Source organism: Ruegeria sp. N10, from assembly GCF_056531545.1.
Genome location: NZ_JBQFLY010000005.1, coordinates 240,033 through 262,310, shown reverse-complemented (window position 1 = coordinate 262,310; position 22,278 = coordinate 240,033). Strand labels below are relative to the sequence as shown.

The 22,278-nt window shown below is 55.9% G+C and carries 19 protein-coding genes; 12 read left to right on the top strand and 7 right to left on the bottom strand.

Annotation, left to right across the window (positions count from 1 at the left end; all coding sequences use genetic code 11):
- Window positions 1–351: 351 nt before the first annotated feature.
- Genes ACR0JI_RS09985 through ACR0JI_RS09975 form a run of 3 tightly spaced genes read left to right on the top strand, consistent with a single transcriptional unit; the run spans window position 352 to window position 2,733 of the window.
- The gene (locus tag ACR0JI_RS09985; RefSeq protein ID WP_480477015.1) at window positions 352–876 is read left to right on the top strand and encodes an RNA polymerase sigma factor; all 525 of its coding nucleotides are present in this window, start codon (window positions 352–354) and stop codon (window positions 874–876) included.
- On the top strand, window positions 873–1,610 hold the full coding sequence (locus tag ACR0JI_RS09980) for an anti-sigma factor (RefSeq protein WP_480477017.1): 738 nt from the start codon (window positions 873–875) through the stop codon (window positions 1,608–1,610). Before ACR0JI_RS09985 ends, ACR0JI_RS09980 begins: the two co-directional genes overlap by 4 nt.
- A gap of 46 nt (window positions 1,611–1,656) precedes the next feature.
- Window positions 1,657–2,733, top strand: coding sequence for a helix-turn-helix domain-containing protein (locus ACR0JI_RS09975; protein WP_480879593.1), 1,077 nt, complete (start codon window positions 1,657–1,659; stop codon window positions 2,731–2,733).
- 42 nt (window positions 2,734–2,775) lie between these two features.
- Here ACR0JI_RS09975 and ACR0JI_RS09970 read toward each other — a convergent pair whose 3' ends face one another.
- From ACR0JI_RS09970 to ACR0JI_RS09950, 5 genes are all read right to left on the bottom strand, one after another.
- Window positions 2,776–4,080, bottom strand: a complete 1,305-nt coding sequence (locus ACR0JI_RS09970; RefSeq protein WP_480879591.1) for a UDP-glucose dehydrogenase family protein — start codon at window positions 4,078–4,080, stop codon at window positions 2,776–2,778.
- A gap of 379 nt (window positions 4,081–4,459) precedes the next feature.
- Window positions 4,460–5,530, bottom strand: coding sequence for a DUF2793 domain-containing protein (locus tag ACR0JI_RS09965; RefSeq protein WP_480477023.1), 1,071 nt, complete (start codon window positions 5,528–5,530; stop codon window positions 4,460–4,462).
- 168 nt (window positions 5,531–5,698) lie between these two features.
- Window positions 5,699–7,138, bottom strand: a complete 1,440-nt coding sequence (locus ACR0JI_RS09960) for a mannose-1-phosphate guanylyltransferase/mannose-6-phosphate isomerase (protein ID WP_480494256.1) — start codon at window positions 7,136–7,138, stop codon at window positions 5,699–5,701.
- Between the two features lie 71 nt (window positions 7,139–7,209).
- Window positions 7,210–8,103: a UTP--glucose-1-phosphate uridylyltransferase GalU gene (gene galU / locus ACR0JI_RS09955; protein WP_480494254.1), complete on the bottom strand. Its 894-nt coding sequence runs from the start codon at window positions 8,101–8,103 to the stop codon at window positions 7,210–7,212.
- A 643-nt stretch (window positions 8,104–8,746) separates the two neighbouring features.
- Entirely contained in the window at window positions 8,747–9,982 is a 1,236-nt protein-coding gene (locus ACR0JI_RS09950) for a lytic murein transglycosylase (RefSeq protein ID WP_480494252.1), read from the bottom strand.
- A 185-nt stretch (window positions 9,983–10,167) separates the two neighbouring features.
- On the opposite strand from ACR0JI_RS09950, the gene ACR0JI_RS09945 reads away from it, so the two are divergent.
- The 4 genes from ACR0JI_RS09945 to ACR0JI_RS09930 are packed head-to-tail and all read left to right on the top strand — an operon-like array spanning window position 10,168 to window position 14,162.
- Window positions 10,168–11,127, top strand: a complete 960-nt coding sequence (locus tag ACR0JI_RS09945) for a cytochrome ubiquinol oxidase subunit II (RefSeq protein WP_480494249.1) — start codon at window positions 10,168–10,170, stop codon at window positions 11,125–11,127.
- Window positions 11,124–13,214 carry a cbb3-type cytochrome c oxidase subunit I gene (locus ACR0JI_RS09940; RefSeq protein WP_480494247.1) on the top strand — a complete coding sequence of 697 codons (2,091 nt, stop codon included), beginning with the start codon at window positions 11,124–11,126 and terminating at the stop codon, window positions 13,212–13,214. Before ACR0JI_RS09945 ends, ACR0JI_RS09940 begins: the two co-directional genes overlap by 4 nt.
- Window positions 13,211–13,843 (top strand): cytochrome c oxidase subunit 3, encoded by a 633-nt coding sequence (locus ACR0JI_RS09935; protein ID WP_480477035.1) that lies wholly within the window; start codon window positions 13,211–13,213, stop codon window positions 13,841–13,843. The genes ACR0JI_RS09940 and ACR0JI_RS09935 overlap by 4 nt, the downstream gene beginning before the upstream one ends.
- Window positions 13,836–14,162 (top strand): cytochrome o ubiquinol oxidase subunit IV, encoded by a 327-nt coding sequence (locus tag ACR0JI_RS09930; RefSeq protein WP_480477037.1) that lies wholly within the window; start codon window positions 13,836–13,838, stop codon window positions 14,160–14,162. Before ACR0JI_RS09935 ends, ACR0JI_RS09930 begins: the two co-directional genes overlap by 8 nt.
- A gap of 74 nt (window positions 14,163–14,236) precedes the next feature.
- On the opposite strand, the gene ACR0JI_RS09925 is transcribed toward ACR0JI_RS09930, so the two are convergent.
- A complete protein-coding gene (locus ACR0JI_RS09925; protein ID WP_480494245.1) occupies window positions 14,237–14,938 on the bottom strand; it encodes a GntR family transcriptional regulator in 702 nt (233 codons plus the stop codon).
- A gap of 67 nt (window positions 14,939–15,005) precedes the next feature.
- Here ACR0JI_RS09925 and ACR0JI_RS09920 point away from each other — a divergent pair, with 67 nt between their 5' ends.
- Window positions 15,006–15,554: a HutD/Ves family protein gene (locus ACR0JI_RS09920; RefSeq protein ID WP_480477041.1), complete on the top strand. Its 549-nt coding sequence runs from the start codon at window positions 15,006–15,008 to the stop codon at window positions 15,552–15,554.
- Here ACR0JI_RS09920 and ACR0JI_RS09915 read toward each other — a convergent pair.
- The gene (locus tag ACR0JI_RS09915; RefSeq protein ID WP_480494243.1) at window positions 15,551–16,915 is read right to left on the bottom strand and encodes a formimidoylglutamate deiminase; all 1,365 of its coding nucleotides are present in this window, start codon (window positions 16,913–16,915) and stop codon (window positions 15,551–15,553) included. The genes ACR0JI_RS09920 and ACR0JI_RS09915 overlap by 4 nt on opposite strands.
- A gap of 82 nt (window positions 16,916–16,997) precedes the next feature.
- On the opposite strand from ACR0JI_RS09915, the gene hutI reads away from it, so the two are divergent.
- The 4 genes from hutI to hutU are packed head-to-tail and all read left to right on the top strand — an operon-like array spanning window position 16,998 to window position 22,211.
- Window positions 16,998–18,206 carry an imidazolonepropionase gene (gene hutI / locus ACR0JI_RS09910; protein WP_480494241.1) on the top strand — a complete coding sequence of 403 codons (1,209 nt, stop codon included), beginning with the start codon at window positions 16,998–17,000 and terminating at the stop codon, window positions 18,204–18,206.
- Window positions 18,203–19,741: a histidine ammonia-lyase gene (hutH, locus tag ACR0JI_RS09905; protein WP_480494239.1), complete on the top strand. Its 1,539-nt coding sequence runs from the start codon at window positions 18,203–18,205 to the stop codon at window positions 19,739–19,741. Before hutI ends, hutH begins: the two co-directional genes overlap by 4 nt.
- Entirely contained in the window at window positions 19,738–20,532 is a 795-nt protein-coding gene (gene hutG, locus ACR0JI_RS09900; protein ID WP_480494237.1) for an N-formylglutamate deformylase, read from the top strand. The genes hutH and hutG overlap by 4 nt, the downstream gene beginning before the upstream one ends.
- Complete coding sequence (hutU, locus tag ACR0JI_RS09895) at window positions 20,529–22,211, top strand: urocanate hydratase (RefSeq protein ID WP_480494235.1); 1,683 nt, start codon at window positions 20,529–20,531, stop codon at window positions 22,209–22,211. Before hutG ends, hutU begins: the two co-directional genes overlap by 4 nt.
- Window positions 22,212–22,278: the final 67 nt, after the last annotated feature.

Genomic DNA, 22,278 nt, shown 5'->3' with positions numbered 1-22,278 from the left:
CCCTGCGGCAGACCAACCCATCCCAACATCCAAACACGCTAAATAAGACCTAACCCTCAAACCCGCAACCAATACCAAAAAACTCAAGCAAGCAAAAATCGCAATCGAACGGCTAATGTGCTTTGGAACACCATGCCTTTGGTCGAAACCAATACAACTGCCGCAAATGGCCAGTATCCAACACCCAGTTGGTTGCAGAAACAGGCGCTGCAACAATTACAGACGCAAACGTGACTGCTTGGAGCAGGAGTTTCGTTTTATTTCACTGCTAAATATGGCAATTCTGCCCTTGCGGGTCCGATCCGCGATTGAGAAACACAAGCAGGTCGCGATCATTCGATGAGAGCTGAGATGACTTCTGAACAAGCCGTCCGCGATGCGGTTCAGACGCATTCGAAGCGTGTCTGGCGGTTTGCGCTGGCATTATCGGGTGCCTCAGATGTAGCCGACGATTTGTTGCAGGCCACATGTTTGCGCGCGCTTGAAAGACATCATCAGGTGACGTCGCATAACCGTCTGGACAGCTGGTTGATGACAATCTGCCGGTCGATCTGGCTGAATGAGCTGCGTTCGCGGTCGGTTCGGAGCGCGCAGGCGCTGTCGGTGACCCCCGAAGCGGATCTGATTGCAACGGGACCAGACACAGAAACGAATATTTTCGCGGCTGAAGTGTTTAATCAAGTGATGCAGTTGCCTGAGGCACAGCGCGAAGCGGTAACGCTCGTCTTCGTTGAGGGGTACAGTTATCGCGAAGCAGCTGCCTTGTTGGAGGTTCCAATTGGCACGATCATGAGCCGGCTTTCGAATGCCCGGCAGAAGCTTAAAACCGTGATGCAGATTGATGCAGCGGACACCGCGCGACGGAGTGGCAAATGACGTTTTCCGACGAGACGCTTCTAGCGTATCTGGAAGGCAGCCTGGACGAGGCTCAGACCCGCGCTATTGAGGCTGCGGTTGAAGATGACGCTACGTTGGAACATCGTCTGATGGCGCTGGATCCGTTTGCGCCAGTTGTTCGGGATGTTTTTGAGAACCTGCCCGCTGAAGCGCCGAAGGTGGACCTGCCGGAAAAAACGACGCGGCCCGGCATTAACGGGTTTCTGCGTCTTGTTGCGGTGGCTGCCAGCGCGGCTTTTGCAGCCGTCGCCGTAACATTCTGGGCCTCCCGGCCAGCAGATTTAAGCTGGGCCCAGCAGGCCGCGATCTATCAATCACTTTACGTGCCGGAAACGATTGCATCGCTGGACAGCTCGGACGCGTCGCTGGCCAAGCAATTTGCAATGGCCGAAGCCGAGTTGGGACGATCGCTGAATCAGGACATACTGGAAGCATTGCCAGGGTTGGAGCTGAAGCGTGCGCAGGTTCTTTCATTCAAAGGCAAGCCCTTGATCCAAGTGGTTTTTGCCGATGATCAGGGTCGACCACTTGCCTTCTGTGTTATTCGCCAAGGACCGAATGCCCAAAGTACCGACGTCCAACTATCGGTGTTGAGCGGTTTGGCAACTGCAAAGTGGGAGCAAGGCGGTTATGGATATATGCTGTTGGGCAGTTCCCCGCATACGGATTTAAGCGCTGAACTGGAAGTGTTGACCCGTACATTCTCGGGCTGATGGAAAACCCTTGTGAACAGTTGCAAATGCCCGAAGAATGCCGGGTATGACGTCGAAGAAAACCATGCCCCTTCCAGAAGACGAGGTCGATGATCTTGGCCCAGCCAGTATCTATGACGGAGATCCGGCAGAAGAGGACGACCCTTGGTTTTTGCCCCCGGACCAGGACGTGGAGGAAGATTTCTTTCTGCCTGGTCCCCGATCAGATCAGCGCCCGTTGTTCGATCCGCGCGATTGGCATTCGGCACAATCAGAATTGTCGGCAGAGCTTGCTGATCTTGCCCTGACCTTTGGCGCTCTGGATGAGCGGCTGCGTTCGGGGCCTGAGGGGTGGACGCACCGTTTGGCACTTATGGAAACGTCCGATCTGGGGTGGTGGACAGGGGATCGGGTCAGCGTAGACCGCCTGGCTTTGTGGGCGGGTCTGAGGATCGGCGCGACCCACGATGACGTGCAGGCGCTGTTTCGGGCAGGTTGGGCCGTGCGCCGTCTGAGCTCAGGCGCAGGCCCGGCTACAGGCGGGTGGGAAAGCGGGTTGACCGCGTTTCTCGACCGTCTGGCTCAGGGCTCTGATGCGACGCCCGAAGCGATCGTTGATCTGGCCGAAGTCATGCAGAATGCTGAAAGGTTGCACCCGGTAACACAATCGGCGATCGCGTTTCATGCTTGGCGAGCTATATCGCAGGGCGTCGGACACGACACCGAGGCGGCAATCATCGCAGCGCGGCACGCGGCTTCGATGGGGCGGGGCGGCGCAATGTTCATGCCACTGGCGTTGTCTGGTCCGGGTGCGTTGCGCGGAACGGGTGGGCCGACGGAAAAGTTAGGGTCTTGGATACAGGGCGCCGGGCAAGCCGTTCTTGCGGCCTTGCTGCACCTCGACCGGATCAGTGCCTGGGAGGGCAAGGCGCGCGACGCGACGCAGGATTTGAGCGGTCGCACCCCCCCGCGTCTGATTGATGCTCTGGCGGCGTGGCCCATGGTCTCGGCCCCGCTTGCGGAAGAACTTACCATTTCTTCGCGCGCGGCGGTTCAGCGGAATTTTGACCTGTTCACCCGGAGAGGTCTGGTGCGTGAAGTCACCGGCCAAGGCCGTTACCGGGTCTGGACTGCCGCACTATGATCCGTCAACCACTTGAAGATGCGTGCGGAGGGAAGCACGCTTTCAGCGCCCAACACCGACATAGGTGTCGAACCCTGACTTCAGCGCCGTAGTTTTCGAGTAGATGTTGCGCAGGTCAACCATCCTGGCTGTGTTCATTGACGCCGCAATTTCAGAAAGGTTCAGCGCGCGGAATTCATTCCATTCCGTCAGCAGCACAACAACATCTGCGCCCCGCGCGGCGATATACGGATCGTCGCACCATTCGACGCCCGGCAAAAGCGCTTCTCCTTCAGATTTTCCCTGTGGGTCAACAACGCGCACCTTTGGGCCTCCGCCGATCAGGGCGGGAACGATGGACAGTGATGGCGCGTCGCGCATATCGTCTGTGTTGGGTTTGAACGTGACACCCAGAACTGCCACGGTCTTGCCGTTGAAATGATCGTCACATGCGTCACGAATTTTCTCGATCATCCGCTTCTTGATTTCGTCATTAACGCGGATGACGGTCTCGGTGATCTGCATCGGATGCGCGTGGTCCTGCCCGATCCGCGCCAACGCGGCCGTGTCTTTTGGAAAACATGAACCACCGTAGCCGGGTCCCGCATGCAGAAATTTGTTGCCGATCCGCCCGTCAAGGCCGATGCCGCGTGCAACTTCTTTAACATCCGCGCCAACTTTTTCGCACAGTCCTGCGATTTCATTGATGAAGGTGATCTTGGTCGCCAAAAACGCGTTGGCGGCGTATTTAATCATCTCGGCACTTTCCAGATCGGTGGTTAGGATCGGGAAGTCGCGCAGATACAGAGGGCGATATATTTCTGCCATCACTTCGGCTGCGTGGTCGTTTTCCACGCCGACCACGACGCGGTCCGGGCGCATGAAATCGTCGATTGCCGCGCCTTCGCGAAGGAATTCAGGGTTCGAAGCCACGTCGAATTCGGCCTGGGGGTTGGCGGCCTTGACTGCTTCCTGCACTTTTCTGTTTGTTCCGACGGGCACAGTCGATTTCGTGACGATAACGGTATACCCGGTGACAGCCTGAGCGATTTCTTCCGCCGCTGCCATCACATAGGTCAGATCCGCATGGCCGTCTCCACGCCGGGTTGGCGTTCCAACTGCAATAAAGATAGCATCCGCGCCGTCCACTGCGGCTGCAAGATCGGTTGTAAAGCTCAGACGGCCAGCCGCGACGTTTCGAGTCATCAGCACGTCCAGACCCGGTTCATAAATAGGCACCTGTCCGGCTTTGAGCATATCGATCTTCTGCTCAGCCTTATCAACGCAAATCACATCATGTCCGAAGTCCGAGAAACACACACCGGACACAAGGCCCACATAACCTGTGCCGATCATTGCAATGCGCATCTGCCAAATCCTTTTTTGCCAATTACTATCAACGGCGTGGGCACAATCGAAGAATCCAGCGCCGGTTTCAATGATTTACAGGTATGGTTGCTGAGTTCCCATGTATTCTTGTTGTTTTTTAGGCAACAAGTGCGGGAACAAAGTTTTTACAATCCGTCGTGCAGCGCAGAAACTGTTGAATCAAGGCCATTGTCAGCTGAGAAGATACAATTCTGGGCATGGATCAGCAGTAGACAGCCACCAGGCGAGTGGTGTTGCGTCGCTCGCTTTTCGCCCGGAGCAAGGCGTCTGTGGCGGGTCCAATGAAATCGGCGATTGCTAAAGAAATGGGTCGACTACACAAAAACCGCCCGAACCAAAGTTCAGGCGGCAGCTGTACTCAGAACCAGCGCCCTATGGCGATGACACTTGGTGAAAAAGCCGCTGTATCCGAAGTTACCGAGAGGGCTCTGCAAGTGACTTGAGTGTTTTCGGGTACATCAAACCCGATGAAACGATTGTTAAATCCAGCGCTGCCACTAACGCTTGGCGCAGAGGAAAATGGCGCTGGGTAGTCCCACGTCATTGCAGCGCTTGCAAACAATGCGCCTTCAGCGGTCGTGCATGCGACAGGAGGCAACGCGGCGGTGCAGATCATGGTTCCATCAGCTAAACGCGTGAAATCGCCATTGGCATTACTTCCGCGCTCTATGACCGCACCGGTTGGTGTGCCGCCAACTTCTGATACCGGCCCCAGAAGGTTGCCCGGCCCATAGCCGTAGTCGGCACGCATCAGGCGACCCGGAGTGGTATCCGTCTTATTACCCTGAACAGCTGCACCAGCCGCTGTTCCGGTCGTGGGGTCAAAAGTCAGAGCCTCCGTCCAGGTGCCTCCGTCAGGGGACACTTTGATTGAGAACCCCGTACTTCCGGATAACCCCATTTCAGCGTGGCCGGTCCAGTTCGACTGAAACACCAGCGATGCCGTATCGCTGGCACCCGCCTTGTTGATCTTCAGCTGATGCCCGCCGCCCTCGTGGCTCAGAAGCGTGGCCGGGCTTCGGACAGACAAGCGATTCGTAACGTCCGAACTTGTCGCCACCCCGATACCATCCAGGTTCTGAGTATTGACGGGCAAGGGCAGCCAGTCAGACCCATTCCAGAACTTCAGTTCACCAGTGGCCTCATCCCAGGCACGCCAGCCCGCATACGGGGTCAAGAAATGCCAGGCGTTGTCCAGCCATGCGGCAAGCTCTCTTGCATGTCCTGCCCAGTCCCCGGTGGGGGTGGCGCCCAGAGCATAGATATCGCCCTGCTCGGGGACTACGGGTGGGGTGCTGGCATTGGTCGTCTGCACTGAAAGTTGAACGACCAGATCAAGCTGTCGCAGTGCTTCATTGTGGATGACGTGTTTTTGGGCCTGCGAAGGTTGCAGAAAAGGCAGGTGCAGTCTGGGTGAGATCTGTGACACGGGGGGCCTCCTGTGGCTGTCGGTCCGAAAATCGGTTGCGCGCCACCCTGCCGTAAGGCGCGTCAATCTCGTCTGACCTGGCCGACCGCACAGGAAATGATTTGTTAACCTGAGTATCTCCGGGGATAAGCCGACCCGAGTATGGCCTGTGGAGAACTATGTCGCCGCTTAATCCCGGGCATAAATGTCTTCATATCGAATGATGTCATCTTCGCCTAAATAGGTGCCGGTCTGCACTTCGATCAATACCATGGGCACCTTGCCAGGGTTCTCCATCCGGTGCACAGCGCCCAGCGGGATATAGACTGACTGGTTTTCACTGACCAACCGTTCCCGATCATCGATTGTGACCTTGGCGGTGCCCTCTACCACAATCCAATGCTCGGACCGATGGTGATGGGACTGCAGGCTGAGCGCTGCGCCCGGATGCACATGGATTCGCTTGACCTGAAATCTGTCACCGATCACAAGGCTCTCAAACCAGCCCCAGGGGCGGTGATCGACCGGAAGCGTATCTGCCTGTTTGGCCCCTTTTGCCTTTAAGGCAGCGACAGCCTGCTTGACGTCCTGGGCTTTATCCATGCTGGCAACCAGCACAGCATCTGGCATCGCAACTGCGATAACGTTCTCAAGCCCCATTGCCACCACTTCCTGCGCTGGCGATTCTGATCGTATCAGAACGTTGCGGCAGTCGATTGTGGTTACTTCCCCATGTGTCGCTATGTCATTTTCATCAGGATCTGACAATTCTTGAACAGCCGTCCAACTGCCAACATCAGACCAACCTGCGGAAAAGGGAACCACGCTGAGGTTGGGAGCTCTTTCCATGACCGCATAGTCGATCGATATGTCATCGACGTCAGCCCAAGCTGAAGGATCCAATCTCAGGAACCCCAAATCTGTCTTTGCGCTGTCGACGGCCTTTTGGACAGGTGCAACAAGGGTGCTAGCGTATTTTTCATATGCGGCAACGATGTCACGTGCCGCAAAAAGGAAGATGCCGGAGTTCCACAGGTAACGGCCATCTTTCACCATCGCCTGCGCCGCTTCCAGATCCGGTTTCTCCTCGAACCGATTCAGGCGAACTGCACCCTCGGACGCGTCTGGGGCGTCGTTCAGCTTTAAGTAGCCATACCCGGTTTCGGGCCGAGTGGGCGTGATGCCAAATGTCACCAGATCGCCTCGTTCGGCAACTGCGCGCACGCCTATGTCGACTGCCTGATGAAAAGCCGCCTTGTTTGGAAGCACATGATCTGAAGGTGCAACCAGCATGATGGCATCCGGATCACGTGAGGCAAGGTACAACGCAGCCGCCAGTACGGCAGGGGCCGTGTTGCGCCCTTCAGGCTCAATCAGGATCGGGCCGGGGGCGATCCCCACAGCTGTCAACTGTTCAGGGACAATAAACCGAAAGCCATCGTTGGTTAGAACCAGTGGTTTGGCATAGGGCGCATGCGAGGGCCCAAGCATCCGGTCGGCACAATCTTGTAAAAGACTGGTTTTGCCGACAAGTGGGACGAATTGCTTGGGGTAGCTTTTGCGCGACAGGGGCCACAAACGCGTTCCTGAACCACCACACAGGATGACTGGATAGATCTTACTGTTCATACGCGTGCCCCTGAATTGCTGATAACCAACGATATTTTTCAGTTCTTTTTGTGGAATGAGTGATCCCTTGGCTACTGGGCCGCTTTTCCAGTTGCAACGATGTCATTCAGATACTGGCTCAGGTCATCACGCAGGTCGTCACGGGCAAGGGCAAAGGAAACGGTTGCTTGCAGAAAACCGGATTTTGAGCCGCAGTCGAAACGCTGCCCGTCGAACTTGTAGCCAAAAACGGGCACGCCGGATGCGATATCTTCGGCGATTGCATCAGTCAGTTGGATTTCACCGCCGCTTCCGGTTTTCATTGCGTTCAGGTTGTTCAACACGGAAGGTCGAAGAATATAGCGCCCGATAACGGCCAGATTGGAAGGCGCTTTCGATGGTTCAGGCTTTTCGACCATGCTCTTGGCCGGAATGACCGGGCCGATACTGTCGACGACATCCAGCACGCCGTACGAACTTGTCTTTTCTGGCGGAACCTCCATCGTCGCCACCATGTTGCCGCCCGTTTCCTCATAGGCTTCGACCATTTGTTGGAGACATGGTTTATCTGCGGCAATCACGTCGTCAGGCAACATAACTGCAAAAGGCTCATCGCTTATCAAACGGCGCGCGCACCATACGGCGTGGCCCAGGCCCAAGGCTTTGTGTTGGCGGATATAGGCGATCGCGCCGCTTTCCATATTGGTCTTGTTCAGGATATCGAGAAGCTTGTTTTTGCCTTTGGCCATTAGTTCCTGTTCGAGGACGAGGTTATGGTCAAAGTAATCTTCAAGCGCGGATTTCCCGCGAGACGTCACAAAGATGAACTCTTTGATCCCAGCAGCGCGGGCTTCATCGATTGCATATTGCACCAGGGGGCGGTCCACCAACGTCATTATCTCTTTCGGAACGGACTTGGTTGCCGGCAAAAACCGGGTTCCCATTCCCGCCACTGGAAAAACTGCTTTTGTGACTTTGCGTGTCATGGTGCCTCTCAAATCAAAATTTGGCCGGTAAAACAGAAAACATCCGGAATGTCCTATTAGTCTTCAAAACCGTGTCAATCAATCATGCCCAGTGTGCCGGCTGTTATTGACCAAATCGTGCCACCTTGGTCCAGACGAGTCAAAAGCCGACTCCGTTGTTTCCTGTATACAAGGCCCGAACGACAGTTCCCAGCGACCCTTCCCTTACAACTCTGTGCCAAAAATCTGGCGACGATTTGTCGATCACGGAAAGTTGATATTTTGGAGCAGCATCACTTGCCTTGAAAAGCCCCCGAACGGAGTTCCGCGTGCCTTTCTTTGGATGGGCATATCGCCTTGTTATGACAAGTAGTTTTGGACTGCGCGGTCAAAAAGAACTCAGATGGAAGGGATTGCGTAACTGGAATTAACACGGCTCACTTAGTCGCAAGTTGCGTCAAGTAACGTGTCTTAAGGGCACAAGTAACCCGTCGGCAAACATCCGAGCTTCTTGGAAATACATGATCTGACGCATCAAGTCCGTTTTTTAATGAGCAACAATATAGCCGAAATTATTAAGATTGATGATAAATGCGGTCTGTTGCGACCGGCGATAAGATGCTTAAGCAAGTCGAGAGTGACCGTTCAACGCATGCTTGGTGCCTTATCGGGCCAGTTTCGTTGTCATCGAGGCTTCAGGAAAGCAGGTAGGTGCAACACCCATCGTTTCCTGCCATCTGCCTATTGATCGGCGGGTTTTGAAACCTGGCAAGCCGTCAACGCCTCCGACATCGTACCCCAAGCTTTCCAGCGCGCGCTGCATCTTTGCGATGTCAGAACGGTACAAACCGCCGACCTTGCCCCACCGCCCTGCAAAATCGTCGCTTCCAAATTGGATTCTGTCACCGACATGGCCGACGAACAAAGCATACAGATCGCTTTTGTTGTATTCCTTCAGAACGTAAAAATTCGGAGTGACAAGAAAAGCAGGACCAAATCGTCCTGCTGGCATCATCAGGTAACCTACCCCCTTCATCTCGTGGGCTGGAAAAGGTTTGCCCGAGACCCGGTTTATGCCCATCGCTTCCCACTGCTGAATTGACTGCCCCTGGTCGGGTCCTTCCAATGTACATGAAACGGTTGCCGGCACAGACACTTCGAAACCCCAGTCACGCCCGGCGATCCAGCCGTGCTGTTTCAGGTAGTTGCCAATCGAAGTGATTGTATCATCGGATGACCCCCAGATATCGACCTGTCCATCGCCGTTGCCATCTGCGGCGTAATCCAAATAGCTTGATGGCATGAACTGGGGTTGTCCTAACGCGCCTGCCCAACTGCTTTTCATTTGCCGGGCTGGCAGGGGCCCCGCTTCTGCGATTTGCAGAGCTGCGATAAGCTCGGCCGTGAAGTATTCCGCGCGTGTGCTCATGAATGCCTTGGTCGACAGAACCCTGAACGCATCATGGCGGATTGGCACCTGCCCATAGCCGCTTTCTCTGCCCCAGATTGCCAGAATGATACGAGCAGGAACGCCAGTATTGCTTTCGACTTTGGCAAGAACCGCAGAGTGTTGCTTTGCCATCCTGCGCCCGACAGACGTTGCACCCTGAATTGACCCCGGATTGAAATATCGGCTGGGCGAGCCAAACTCGGCTTGTTTTTGCGCCTTGGGCGTTTTGCGTTTATGTCCGGGCGGAACCAGATCCGGCAGGTCCCAGTTCAGAGTAACTCCGGAAAACGCCTGTTGCAGTGTGTTGCGTGAAACACCTTTGGCCTGCGCCTTGGGCCAGATCGTCTCCAACAGCCACGACTGAAACTGGCGTTCAATTGCTGCACGATCCTGTGCCAGTGCGGTCTGGGACAGAATGATCAATCCTAGAGTGAACAGCAAAATACGCATTGACGATTTATCTGTCCCGACTGGCCTTGCAAGTCAACGGGAAGATGCCGCGCGACCCGTCGCTCTTTACACCCAAAGTTGAAAGTAAGTTGAGGTTGGCAATTTATGGTTCGGAAAACTCTTGAGAAATTTCACCCGCTTGCCGATAGTTGCATGGGATTGAGATGAGGAGAGGACAGTCAGCTGTGGCACAAGTCATTTCGTCCAATCCATCCTTGCTCAGGCTTGTCGTTGTGCTCCTGTTGATCGCTTCGGCGCAACCAGCTTTGGCCAGCGACAGCTTTATGGACCCGCAAGGCCCAATAGCGGCAGTTCAGAAAACGCATTTGCTTCGGGCGACCGTATTGATCCTGCTGGCCGTTATCCCGGTATTGGTGCTGGTCCCGATAATAGCGTTTCGGTATCGCCGCCGGAGCAACCGCATTGCGCCCTACGCGCCGGATTGGGATTTCTCGGCCAAGCTGGAATTTGTCATGTGGGGTGTGCCTGTCATAATCGTGGCCTTGCTGTCTTTTTATCTTTGGAAGGCGACGCATCGGCTTGACCCGTATTCGGCACCGTTTGGTGAAGATCCGGCGCTGCGGGTTCAGGTTGTCGGTCTGGATTGGAAGTGGCTGTTTCTGTACCCCGATCTTGGGGTCGCCACTGTGGGAGAGTTCGGAATTCCGACAAAGCGGCAAGTTGCATTGACGCTGACAACCGATACCGTGATGCAGTCGTTTATGATACCCGCGCTGGCCGGACAGATTTATGCGATGCCGGGCATGACCACCCAGTTACTTCTTGTCGCGGATGCGCCGGAAGTGATGCAGGGTGAAAACACTCAGTACAACGGACGGGGCTTTGCCAAGCAGAAGTTCCGCACCATCGCAATGAGTGGTGAGGATTTCGACGCTTGGGTCGAAAAAGTGCGTAACAAAAGCATCCAACTAGATGTGGCAACTTATCGGAAACTGGCCATGCGGACCGACAGGGATGAGGTTCAGGCCGCTTTGGGAACATCTCGGATGCCGGATGATGCGCTCTACTTCACAATAGAAGACGACCTGTTTCAGAATATCCTGAGCCGCTACCACAGCGGTCAGCCTTTGCCGGTCGATCTACAGCCTGGAACAGCATCATTTGGGCAGGAGGCGCAAAAATGACGCCAACCGAGACAGGTTTCTTCGGGCGTCTGAGTTGGGACGCTTTTCCGATTGCCGGGTTGATCCAGAACCCAAATACTAATGAGATCGTGGCCAATACAGCCGCAGCTGTTGTGATTATTGGCGCTGTGGTTGTCGTAGGATTGCTGAGCTGGTTTCGTCTGTGGACACCCCTGTGGCGCGATTGGCTGACCAGCGTCGATCACAAGAAGATCGGTATCATGTATATCGTCTTTGCCATCGTGATGCTGGCACGCGGTGTGCTTGAAGGCGTTGTCATGCGCGCGCAGCAGGCTTCCGGGCCCGGCGTCGGTTTCCTCGAAGCAGAACACTTTGCCGAACTTTTCAGTACCCACGGCACAATCATGGTCTTCTTTGTTGCCGTTCCCTTTGTCTTTGGTGTAGCGAATTACATTGTCCCGCTGATGATCGGTGCGCGCGATGTGGCGTTCCCGCGACTAAACCAGATTAGTCTGGGCTTTACGGTTTCGTCAGGCATGATGCTGATGGTGTCGCTGGTGGTTGGAGAGTTTTCGACCGGCGGCTGGACAGCCTATCCACCGTATACCGGCGCGGCGTTCAATCCCGGTGTTGGGCCGGATTACTGGATCTGGGCCATCGTAGTTTCGGGCATTGGCACCTCACTGACCGGTATCAATTTTGCCGTTACCATCTACAAGTTGCGCGCTCCGGGCATGACCTTCATGCGTCTGCCGATGTATTGCTGGACAATCATTTGCAGTTCGATCCTGATCGTCTTTGCCATGCCGCCTTTGGGTGTCGCCGCGCTGATGCTTGCCGCTGATCGCTATCTTGATTTTCACTTTTTCACAAACGACCTCGGTGGCAACATGATGAACTATGCCAATCTGTTTTGGCTGTTCGGCCACCCCGAGGTTTACCTGCTGGTTTTGCCTGCTTATGGCATCTATTCCGAGGTGTTTGCGACCTTCTCGGCCAAACGGCTTTATGGCTACAACTCGCTTGTCATTGCGACCATGTCGATCGCCGTGTTGTCGTTCACAGTTTGGCTGCACCACTTTTTCACCATGGGTCAAAGCGCGTTGATCAACGCGGTATTTGGTATCGCGACCATGCTGATTGCGATCCCAACCGGCGTGAAAGTCTATGACTGGATGGCGACGTTGTGGCGGGGACGCATTCGGTTCTCGGTGCCGATGCTTTATGGGCTATCATTTTTGATGCTGTTTGCCATCGGCGGGCTGAGCGGCGTGATCCTGGCAAATCCCACCGTAGACTACCAGGTTCACAATACGCTGTTTTTGGTAGCTCATTTCCACAACGCGTTATTGCCTGGCGTGTTGTTCGGATTGTTGGCGGCATACAATTACTGGTTCCCCAAGGCCTTTGGATTCCGACTGAACGAATTCTGGGGCCGGGTTTCTGTTTATTGCTGGACCGGGGGTTTTTTGCTGACATTCATGCCTCTCTACTTCGTCGGGCTGTTGGGCATGCCGCGCCGATCTTTCAGCTATAGCGATCCGTCTTTCCACCCTTTCATGATCGTGGCCATCATCGGAGCGATTGTTATTACCTGTGGATTGTTCTCGGTCCTGATCCAGCTATGGGTCAGCATTCGTGACCGCGACCAAACCCGTGTTCCGGTTGGGGATCCCTGGGATGGTCGCACATTGGAATGGTCTATCCCTTCACCGCCTCCCGCTTATAACTTTGCGATCATCCCCAAGGTTTCGGATCGGGATGAGTTCACGGCACAGAAGGCAAAAGGAACGGCCTATCCAACACCAGACGCTTATGAAGATATCGAACTGCCCCGAAACACGGGAATTGGCTTTGTTCTGTGCGTTCTCAGTGGCATATGGATGTTTGCGCTGGTCTGGTGGATCTGGTGGCTTGCGGCGTTAATGACGGTTTTGATGATCCTTGTGGTGATCATCTGGACATTCGATGACAGTACAGAACTCACCATCCCCGCGGAAGAGGTGCGAAGGGACCACGAAGCCTGGCTGGCATTGGTCCACAGCGAAGCGGCGGTTGATCGCGATTATGAAACTTCTCCGGAAAACCGCGGCCTTGCCCGCCCGGATCTGGAGGTGGCGACATGAAGCGCGCGCCCACTCACAGCTATCCCGGTATCAATCTTGGAGAACATCACGCCAGTGCCCACAAGGCAACCGAGGTTGTCACCTTTGGGTTCTGGGTCTTCTTGATGAGTGATCTGGTCTATTTTGGCCTGATGTTTGCGATTTACATAACGATGATCGATGCGCAGGCAGGTGGCCCCGGCCCGCACGAGTTGTTTGATCTGAAAAGTGTCTTTGCGCAGACCCTGATACTGCTGACCAGCAGCCTGACAGTGGGTCTTGCCATGCTGGCGTTGAAGTACAATCTGCCGCGCGGTCGCATTGTCTTATGGTTTGGCGTCACCCTTGCGCTTGGGCTTGGTTTTCTGGTGCTGGAAGTGCGTGACTTCATGGCTATGGCGGATAAAGGCGGCATTCCGCAGCGCAGCGGTTTTCTGTCGGCTTTTTTCGGGTTGGTCCCACTGCATGGTCTGCACGTTGCGACTGGATGCCTTTGGCTGATCGTTTTGGGTATCCAGCTGCGCGTCAAGGGTATGACGGATGTGGTTATCTCGCGCGTGGTGCGACTGGCGTTGTTCTGGCATTTTCTCGATCTGATCTGGATTGGGATCATTACCATCGTGTATTTCGGAGGTCTGACCTATGGATAGGCGCTCTGAAATGCATCGTCGCGAGCGACGGCGCTATGTGATCGGGTATGGTGGCTCACTTTTGCTGACCTTGGCGATGTTTGGCGTGGCGCAGGCTTATGGGATTGAAACGGTTAGTGTTTACTTGACGATCGGGTTGCTTGGATTGGCACAGCTTGTGTTGCAGCTTGTCTACTTCCTCCATATCGACCGTCGGCGCAGCAGCCGCGAAGATCTCCACCTGGTGTTGTTTTCGACACTGGTTCTGATGATCATGATCCTTGGCACCGTCTGGGTTCTGGGTAGTCTGGCCACCCGAATGCACATGCACTTGATGTAGTGCGTACTTGAAACAAGCGGGGTAGCGGATCGAGGTTTTGGCATTCGGCGGGATCACCAATAACGAATACGGCCTCAGTACGTAGTCCGCATTTGATAACCCTGATGAAAGGTCATGCGCACAAAGGTGACCGGGGTTTTTCGAAACCACGTTGTCCGCTCCAACTGGAACAAAGGGGTGCCGGGCGGAACGGAAAGAAAATCCTGAAGCGGACCGATTGCCGGAACAGCTGAGAATGCAATTTCCGCGTTCGAAAAAGGAACCTCGGCCAGCAACCATTCGTTAGGACCGGTGGTCAGAAAGTCTTCATCCATGACGTGCGGTACTGCGGCGGTATTGATCCATCGTTCCTCGTACTGGAAGGGGCGATTATCGGCATGGTGCATACAGCGCAAATGCAGAATTTGCGTACCCTCGGGCAGTCCGAGTTTGGCTTGTAGCCATGCCGGACAATCTATCAGCGTACGGTTGACCAACGCGTATCGGTATTCGGCATTCATATCTTCAATGGTTTGCCGGACTACCGCAATAGGCAGTCGGGCTTGTTTGACCGGTGTTGTGACCACACGCGTGCCGCCTTTGCGTTTCCGTGTGACAATACCCTGATCAGCAAGTTCACGCAGAGCGCGATTGACAGTTGCACGAGCACAACCGAACTCGGCGGCAAGCTCCAGTTCGGTAGGCAGCAAGCTGCCTTGCGGCCAGATTCTGGTCTGGATGCGATTCAGAACTTCATCGCGGACATCCTGGAAGCCGACGTTTTTCTGCTCGTTCACATTGTGCTCACTATATTTTTTGAACTTATTAGTATTATGTCTAGGTTAACGGTGAGATGCAAAGAATTTGACCCAGAACCTTATCAGATTGCAGGATTGCGCGGTTACGCAATGGGCCAATGGTGGCGGTATAACAACCGAACTTGCCGCGAAGCGGGTCGGCGAGCACGTCGCCTGGCGTATTAGTGTGGCCCGGATCGATCGGGATGGGCCATTTTCCCGATTTCCAGGGATGTCGCGCGTACACACGATCATCGAAGGGGCAGGGCTTGATTTGCTCGGCGATAGCGGCGTTTTAACGGCACGCCTTTTGCTGCCGCTTTCGTTCGACGGGGCGCTCGCGCTGAATGCGCGGCTGTTGGACGGGCCGTGTCGTGCGTTCAATGTGATCTACGATCCAAAGGACGTCGTTGTGGTAGTGAACGTTTTTGCAAATGATCAGGAATTCGAGGGGGCGGCGGGCGAGTTTATCTTTGTCGCCTCGGGAATGGCCCATATGTCAGACAAAACGCCTCTGGTGGCCGGAGACGCAATGACGCTGAACGCCGCCGTTACGGTCAGGCCCGCTGCTGGTGCCAAGATCCTTCGCGTGAGTTTCAATAAGGCCCCCAGCTAAAGCTCAGCCAGAAGCTCACCTATTGCCCGTTTGTAGTTACGCGCGACCTTATCCCTCATGACGTGATACCCGTTTTGAACCTGATGTCGGCCTGCGGACCAAAGATCAGTAACGACATTATCTTTGGCGGCAAAGACAAAACCATCCAGCAACTGCTGGGGCTGTAATGCGCAAAGGGCAGGGGCTTGGCTGTCAATGGCGACAAGATCAGCCAGCATTCCTTCGGCAATTTGCCCAGCATTGCGGCCTAGCGCCTGCGCGCCGCCAATAGCTGCGCCGCGGTAAAGGGTTTGTCCGACAGAACCTTCACCAACCACCAGCACGTTACGTGACAGGTCGCGCAGTCGTTGCGAATATTCGAGTGTGCGGAGCTCTTCGGTCATGGAAATCAACACGTTGGAGTCTGATCCCACGCCAAAAGCGCCGCCTGCATTCAAATAGACAGGGCCATTGAAAGGCCCATCGCCCAGGTTGGCTTCTGTCACCGGGCACAGACCGGCAACGGCATTGCTGTGGGCCATGGCGCGAGTCTCTTCGTTGGTCATATGGGTTGCGTGGATCAGGCACCAGTTGGAATCAACCGGGGCATTATCCAGCAGCCATTCGACCGGACGCGCGCCAAGGCCAGCCTGAACTTCCTCAACTTCTCTGGGTTGTTCGGCAATGTGAATATGAATTGGACCGGAACTTTGTGATGCTACAACTTGCGCCAGATCGCGCGGACAGGTGGCGCGCAAGGAGTGTGGCGCGATGCCGACGCGACAGTCGTCGGGAAGACTACCGAGCGCATCCCGCGCCTGCGCGACAAGTTCGCAAAAACGGCCCACATCATTGCCAAAGCGTCGCTGCCCGGCCTCCAGCGGTTTTTCTCCAACTCCTGCATAGCTGTACAGAACGGGCAGATGGGTCAGGCCAATTCCGGTCTCGGCGGCGGCGGCCATGATCCGGTCGCTGAGTTCGCAAAGCCTGTCATAGGGCTGCCCGTCCGGTTGGTGGTGCAGATAATGGAATTCCCCGACCGACGCGTACCCGGCCTCCTGCATCTCAACATAGACTTGCGCGGCGATGGCCTGAATTTGGTCAGGGCTCAGGTGGGCTGTGAAACGATACATCAGATCGCGCCAAGTCCAGAAACTGTCACGGCCAGCCAACCGATATTCGGTCATTCCCGCCATGGCGCGCTGAAAGGCATGGCTGTGAAGGTTGCCCAAAGCGGGCAGGAGAGTGTCAACGCAGGTGTCGCCGTTTTGCGCGACCGCGTCGGTTGTCAGATGCGCGATACGACCATTCTTGATCTCGACTCGCAGGTTTTCTGCCCAGCCGGCTGCCAGAAAGGCCCGTTTTGCGAATATGACCGTCATTCCTACCTCCGGTTTTATGAATAGACATATGCCATAAAGACCTGTACCAGAAAAGAGAGAATTGCACCGAAGAGGGATTCGAATGCAAACCCACGATCATCTGTTCACAGATCTGCACGCCGCTACCATGGTTGGTGCGGATGCATACGGATTGATCGAAGACGCGGCGATTGTCGTGCGTGGCGACCGGATTGCATGGGTCGGTCCGAAGATGCAGTTACCGGAAGAATACGCGACGTTCTCTCCAACCTCGCTGGACGGGCGGCTGGTGACGCCGGCTCTGATCGATTGCCATACCCATGTGGTGCATGGCGGCGACCGCGCGGCTGAGTTCGAGATGCGCCTTAACGGTGCCAGCTATGAAGAGGTGGCCCGCGCAGGCGGAGGGATCATTTCGACCGTGAAAGCCACACGTGCGGCCAGTAAAGAGGATTTGATCGCGCAGGCTCTGCCGCGCGTGGACGCGATGATCGCCGAAGGGGTCTCGGTGATCGAAGTCAAATCGGGCTATGGGCTGGATCAAGAAACTGAGTTGACCATGCTGCGCGCCGCGCGGGCCCTGCAGGAAAGCCGCCCGGTGCGCATAGCGACCAGCTTTCTGGGCGCTCATGCTGTACCCGCCGAGTATAAAGACCGGCCCGAGGCGTACATTGCTGAGATTTGCATTCCGACGCTTCGCACGGCTCATGCCGAGGGTTTGGTAGACGCAGTTGACGCATTTTGCGAAGGGATTGCCTTCCTGCCCGACCAACTGGTGCCACTGTTTGACGTTGCCAAGGAACTAGGACTGCCGGTCAAATTGCATGCCGAACAACTGTCCAACCTGGGTGGCGCGAAACTTGCTGCAAGCTATGGTGCGCTTTCTGCCGACCATATCGAGTATTTGGACGAAAGCGGTGTCAAAGCCATAGAAGCGGCAGGCACGGTGGCCGTGATCCTGCCTGGGGCTTTCTACACCCTGCGCGAGACGCAACAACCGCCTGTTGACCTGTTGCGCATGTACGAGGTGCCAATGGCCCTTGCGACCGACTGCAACCCGGGTTCGGCTCCGATGACATCGCTTTTGCTTGCAATGAACATGGGGTGCACTTTGTTTCGAATGACACCTGAGGAAGCTTTGAAAGGAGTCACCGTGAATGCCGCGCGTGCACTGGGCCTGAGAGACTGCGGCAGGATCGTTCAGGGCCTGCGGGCGGATCTGGCCGTCTGGAATGTCACTCACCCGGCCGAGCTTTCCTACCGCATCGGTTTTAATCCCCTTCACGCCCGCATATTCGGAGGCGCATTTTGACCACTCTGACGTTAACTCCCGGTGCTGTATCTCTGGCGCAGCTGGAACAGGTATTCCGCCAGGAATGCGCCGTTCGGCTGGACCCGGTTTGCAGGCCTGCCATAGCCTCGGCGCACGCTCGCATTATTGAGGCGGCGACTGGTCAAGCCGCCGTTTACGGTGTTAATACGGGTTTTGGAAAACTGGCAAGCGTCAAGATCGCGGCCGAGGATACCGCGACGCTGCAACGCAACCTGATCTTGTCCCATTGCTGTGGCGTTGGACCAGCGATCCCGCGTGCTGTTGCGCGGCTCATGATGGCGCTCAAACTGCTCAGCCTCGGACGTGGCGCGTCGGGTGTGCGGTTGGAGCTGATTGACCTGCTGGAAGCGATGCTTGTCGCAGGCGTGACACCGGTGATCCCGGCACAGGGGTCTGTTGGTGCTTCTGGCGATCTGGCACCACTGTCGCACATGGCAGCCGTCATGATGGGCGATGGTGAAGCTGAGTTTGGCGGTACAGCCATGCCTGGCGGCGACGCACTGGCAGCGGCAGGTTTGACCCCGGTTGAACTTGGCCCCAAGGAAGGGTTGGCACTGATCAACGGCACTCAGTTTTCCACGGCGTTTGCGCTGTCGGGGCTTTTCGGCGCGTGGCGGGCGGCGCAAAGCGCTTTGGTCACTTCAGCCCTGACAACTGATGCGATCATGGGGTCTACCGCGCCTTTGCAACCCGAAATTCACGCCTTGCGTGGTCACCGAGGCCAGATCGAAGCGGGCGCAACCATGCGCGCGCTACTGGCTGGGTCGGTCATTCGCGAGAGCCACCGGGACGGTGATACGCGGGTTCAGGACCCGTACTGCATCCGCTGCCAACCGCAGGTTGTTGGCGCCGCGATGGATGTGCTGCGTCAGGCTTCAGTAACCCTGGAAACCGAGGCCAACGCCGCCACCGATAACCCTCTGGTTCTGGCCGAGGCCGGGTTGATCGTATCAGGCGGAAACTTTCATGCAGAACCGGTCGGATTTGCCGCCGACATGATTGCTCTGGCGGTGGCCGAGATCGGGGCGATTGCGCAGCGGCGTATCGCGCTGATCGTCGATCCGGTACTCAGCTTTGATTTGCCTCCCTTTTTGACACCCAACCCCGGATTGAACTCTGGCCTGATGATTGCCGAAGTCACGACAGCCGCGCTGATGAGCGAAAACAAGCATCTGGCCAATCCTTGCGTCACAGATTCAACACCAACTTCGGCCAATCAGGAGGATCACGTGTCAATGGCCGCCCATGGTGCGCGGCGGCTGGGGCAAATGGTGACCAATCTGGAGCGTATCCTTGGGGTCGAGTTGCTGTGTGCAACGCAAGGGGTTGAATATCGCGCGCCGCTGCCAACCAGTGAAAGCCTTCAAGGTGTCATGGCGCGCCTGCGTTCGGTTGTACCGGCGTTAGAAGATGACAGATACATGGCAAATGACATAGAAGCAGCCTCGGCCCTTATTGCAAGCGGTGAGATTGCCGAAAGCACCGGTGTCGCCATGCCGGAGCTTGGCGCATGACTGATCCGGTCGAGGTAGTTCAGGGTGGTAGTCCAATTGTTTTGGGCCTGCCTCACACGGGCACTTATGTGCCTGCGGCGATTGATGCCAAACTGAATGCTCGGGGTCGGGCGCTGAAAGATACGGATTGGCACATCCACATGCTCTACGACGGGCTTTTGCCCGGTGCTACCACGGTGCGGGCCACCTTTCATCGCTATGTGATCGATGCCAATCGTGACCCAGGCGGTACTTCTCTTTATCCTGGCCAAAACACGACGACCTTGGTGCCGCTTACGGATTTCGACGGGCAGGATATCTGGGACATCCTTCCAACTGAAAAAGATACCATTGAACGACGTGACGCATTTCATGCGCCATATCATGCCGCTTTGCTGGCCGAACTGGAAAGGGTGAAGGCGATCCACGGAATCGCTGTGCTGTATGATTGCCACTCAATCCGCAGTCACATTCCTTTTCTGTTCGACGGCGTTTTGCCCGACATGAACATTGGCACAAATAACGGGATGACCTGTGCACCGGAAATCGAAACAATTGCTCATGAATTCGCCTCTTCATCCCCTTACAGCACCGTTTTGAACGGGCGCTTCAAGGGCGGGTGGACGACACGGCACTACGGACGCCCGGATAACGGTATTCACGCGATCCAGATGGAGTTGGCGCAGTCGACCTACCTGACATCAGAAACGCCACCCTGGACTTTTGACACCGCCAAAGCCACCCGTCTCCGGCGTTGGTTGAAAGACATTCTAGACGTCCTCAATGACACAGCATTGGAGCTTGCCCGATGACCGATCCTCGCAAAAACACCCGTGACATCTTTCCACCCACCGGACCTGAACTGAACGCCAAAAGCTGGATGACCGAAGCGCCGTTGCGGATGATGATGAATAACCTGCATCCTGACGTGGCCGAAAACCCGCATGAGCTGGTGGTCTATGGCGGGATTGGCCGCGCGGCACGGACGTGGAAGGATTTTGACACCATCGTTGCCAGCCTGAAGGATCTGGAAGAGGATGAAACTCTGGTCGTCCAGTCCGGCAAGCCGGTTGCCATTGTTCGCACCCATAGCGATGCACCCCGCGTATTGATTGCAAACTCGAACCTTGTGCCGCACTGGGCCAATTGGGACCACTTCAACGAGCTCGATAAGAAAGGTCTGATGATGTACGGCCAGATGACCGCTGGCTCGTGGATCTATATTGGTACACAGGGCATCGTGCAGGGCACGTATGAAACCTTTGCCGAGGCCGGACGTCAGCACTATGGCGGTGACCTGACAGGTAAGTGGATCCTGACCGGGGGGCTGGGTGGAATGGGCGGCGCGCAGCCTCTGGCCGCTGTCTTTGCAGGGGCTTGTTGTCTGGCCGTGGAATGCAACCCGGACAGCATCGACTTTCGCTTGCGCACTAAATATCTGGACGAGAAGGCCGAGACGCTGGATGAAGCGCTGGCATTGATTGATCGCTGGACCAAGGCGGGCGAAGCGAAATCTGTTGGTCTGTTGGGAAATGCCGCTGAAATCTTCCCGGAAATTTACGCTCGGATGCAAGCTGGCGGGATGCGCCCCGATATTGTCACGGATCAGACCAGTGCCCACGATCCGGTAAATGGCTACCTGCCGCTTGGTTGGACCATGGCGCAATGGAAAGACAAGCGCGAAAGTGACCCGAAGGCGGTCGAAAAGGCTGCACGTGCTTCGATGAAGCAGCACGTCGCTGCAATGGTGGACTTCTGGAACGCGGGCGTGCCGACGTTGGATTACGGTAACAACATCCGACAGGTTGCGCAGGATGAAGGGTTGGAGAACGCCTTTGCCTTCCCCGGCTTCGTGCCCGCCTATATTCGCCCGCTGTTTTGTCGGGGTATCGGACCCTTCCGCTGGTGTGCGTTGTCCGGCGACCCTGAAGATATCTACAAGACCGACGCCAAAATGAAGGAACTGTTCCCCGACAATACCCATCTGCACAACTGGTTGGACATGGCACAGGAGCGTATTGCGTTTCAGGGCTTGCCAGCGCGGATCTGCTGGATCGGGCTGGGAGATCGCCACAAGGCTGGGCTGGCGTTCAACGAGATGGTTAGAAACGGCGAATTGAAAGCTCCGGTCGTCATCGGCAGAGACCATCTCGACAGTGGCTCTGTTGCCTCACCCAACCGCGAGACCGAGGCGATGAAGGACGGTTCGGATGCTGTTTCGGACTGGCCGCTGCTGAACGCGCTTGTCAATACGGCGTCGGGTGCGACCTGGGTTTCGCTGCATCATGGTGGCGGGGTTGGTATGGGCTTCAGCCAGCATGCGGGCGTCGTCATCTGTGCAGACGGAACAGATGCCGCGGCCAAGCGACTGGAACGGGTGCTCTGGAATGATCCCGCGTCAGGTGTCTGGCGTCACGCGGACGCAGGGTACGAGGACGCGAAAGCCTGCGCGCGTGAACATGGGCTGCGATTGCCGGGCATTTTGGGCTGACTACCACGCCAACCTTTGTTTTGTCGGTTTGCCTTAGCGCTAACGTCACATTTTCCGGTTTCGAACC

Coding starts and splice junctions, on each gene's coding strand:
- ACR0JI_RS09985 (WP_480477015.1), top strand. CDS start 352: ATGACTTCTGAACAAGCCGTCCGCGATGCGGTTCAGACGCATTCGAAG.
- ACR0JI_RS09980 (WP_480477017.1), top strand. CDS start 873: ATGACGTTTTCCGACGAGACGCTTCTAGCGTATCTGGAAGGCAGCCTG.
- ACR0JI_RS09975 (WP_480879593.1), top strand. CDS start 1,657: ATGACGTCGAAGAAAACCATGCCCCTTCCAGAAGACGAGGTCGATGAT.
- ACR0JI_RS09970 (WP_480879591.1), bottom strand. CDS start 4,080: ATGCGCATTGCAATGATCGGCACAGGTTATGTGGGCCTTGTGTCCGGT.
- ACR0JI_RS09960 (WP_480494256.1), bottom strand. CDS start 7,138: ATGAACAGTAAGATCTATCCAGTCATCCTGTGTGGTGGTTCAGGAACG.
- galU (WP_480494254.1), bottom strand. CDS start 8,103: ATGACACGCAAAGTCACAAAAGCAGTTTTTCCAGTGGCGGGAATGGGA.
- ACR0JI_RS09950 (WP_480494252.1), bottom strand. CDS start 9,982: ATGCGTATTTTGCTGTTCACTCTAGGATTGATCATTCTGTCCCAGACC.
- ACR0JI_RS09940 (WP_480494247.1), top strand. CDS start 11,124: ATGACGCCAACCGAGACAGGTTTCTTCGGGCGTCTGAGTTGGGACGCT.
- ACR0JI_RS09935 (WP_480477035.1), top strand. CDS start 13,211: ATGAAGCGCGCGCCCACTCACAGCTATCCCGGTATCAATCTTGGAGAA.
- ACR0JI_RS09930 (WP_480477037.1), top strand. CDS start 13,836: ATGGATAGGCGCTCTGAAATGCATCGTCGCGAGCGACGGCGCTATGTG.
- ACR0JI_RS09915 (WP_480494243.1), bottom strand. CDS start 16,915: ATGACGGTCATATTCGCAAAACGGGCCTTTCTGGCAGCCGGCTGGGCA.
- hutI (WP_480494241.1), top strand. CDS start 16,998: ATGCAAACCCACGATCATCTGTTCACAGATCTGCACGCCGCTACCATG.
- hutG (WP_480494237.1), top strand. CDS start 19,738: ATGACTGATCCGGTCGAGGTAGTTCAGGGTGGTAGTCCAATTGTTTTG.
- hutU (WP_480494235.1), top strand. CDS start 20,529: ATGACCGATCCTCGCAAAAACACCCGTGACATCTTTCCACCCACCGGA.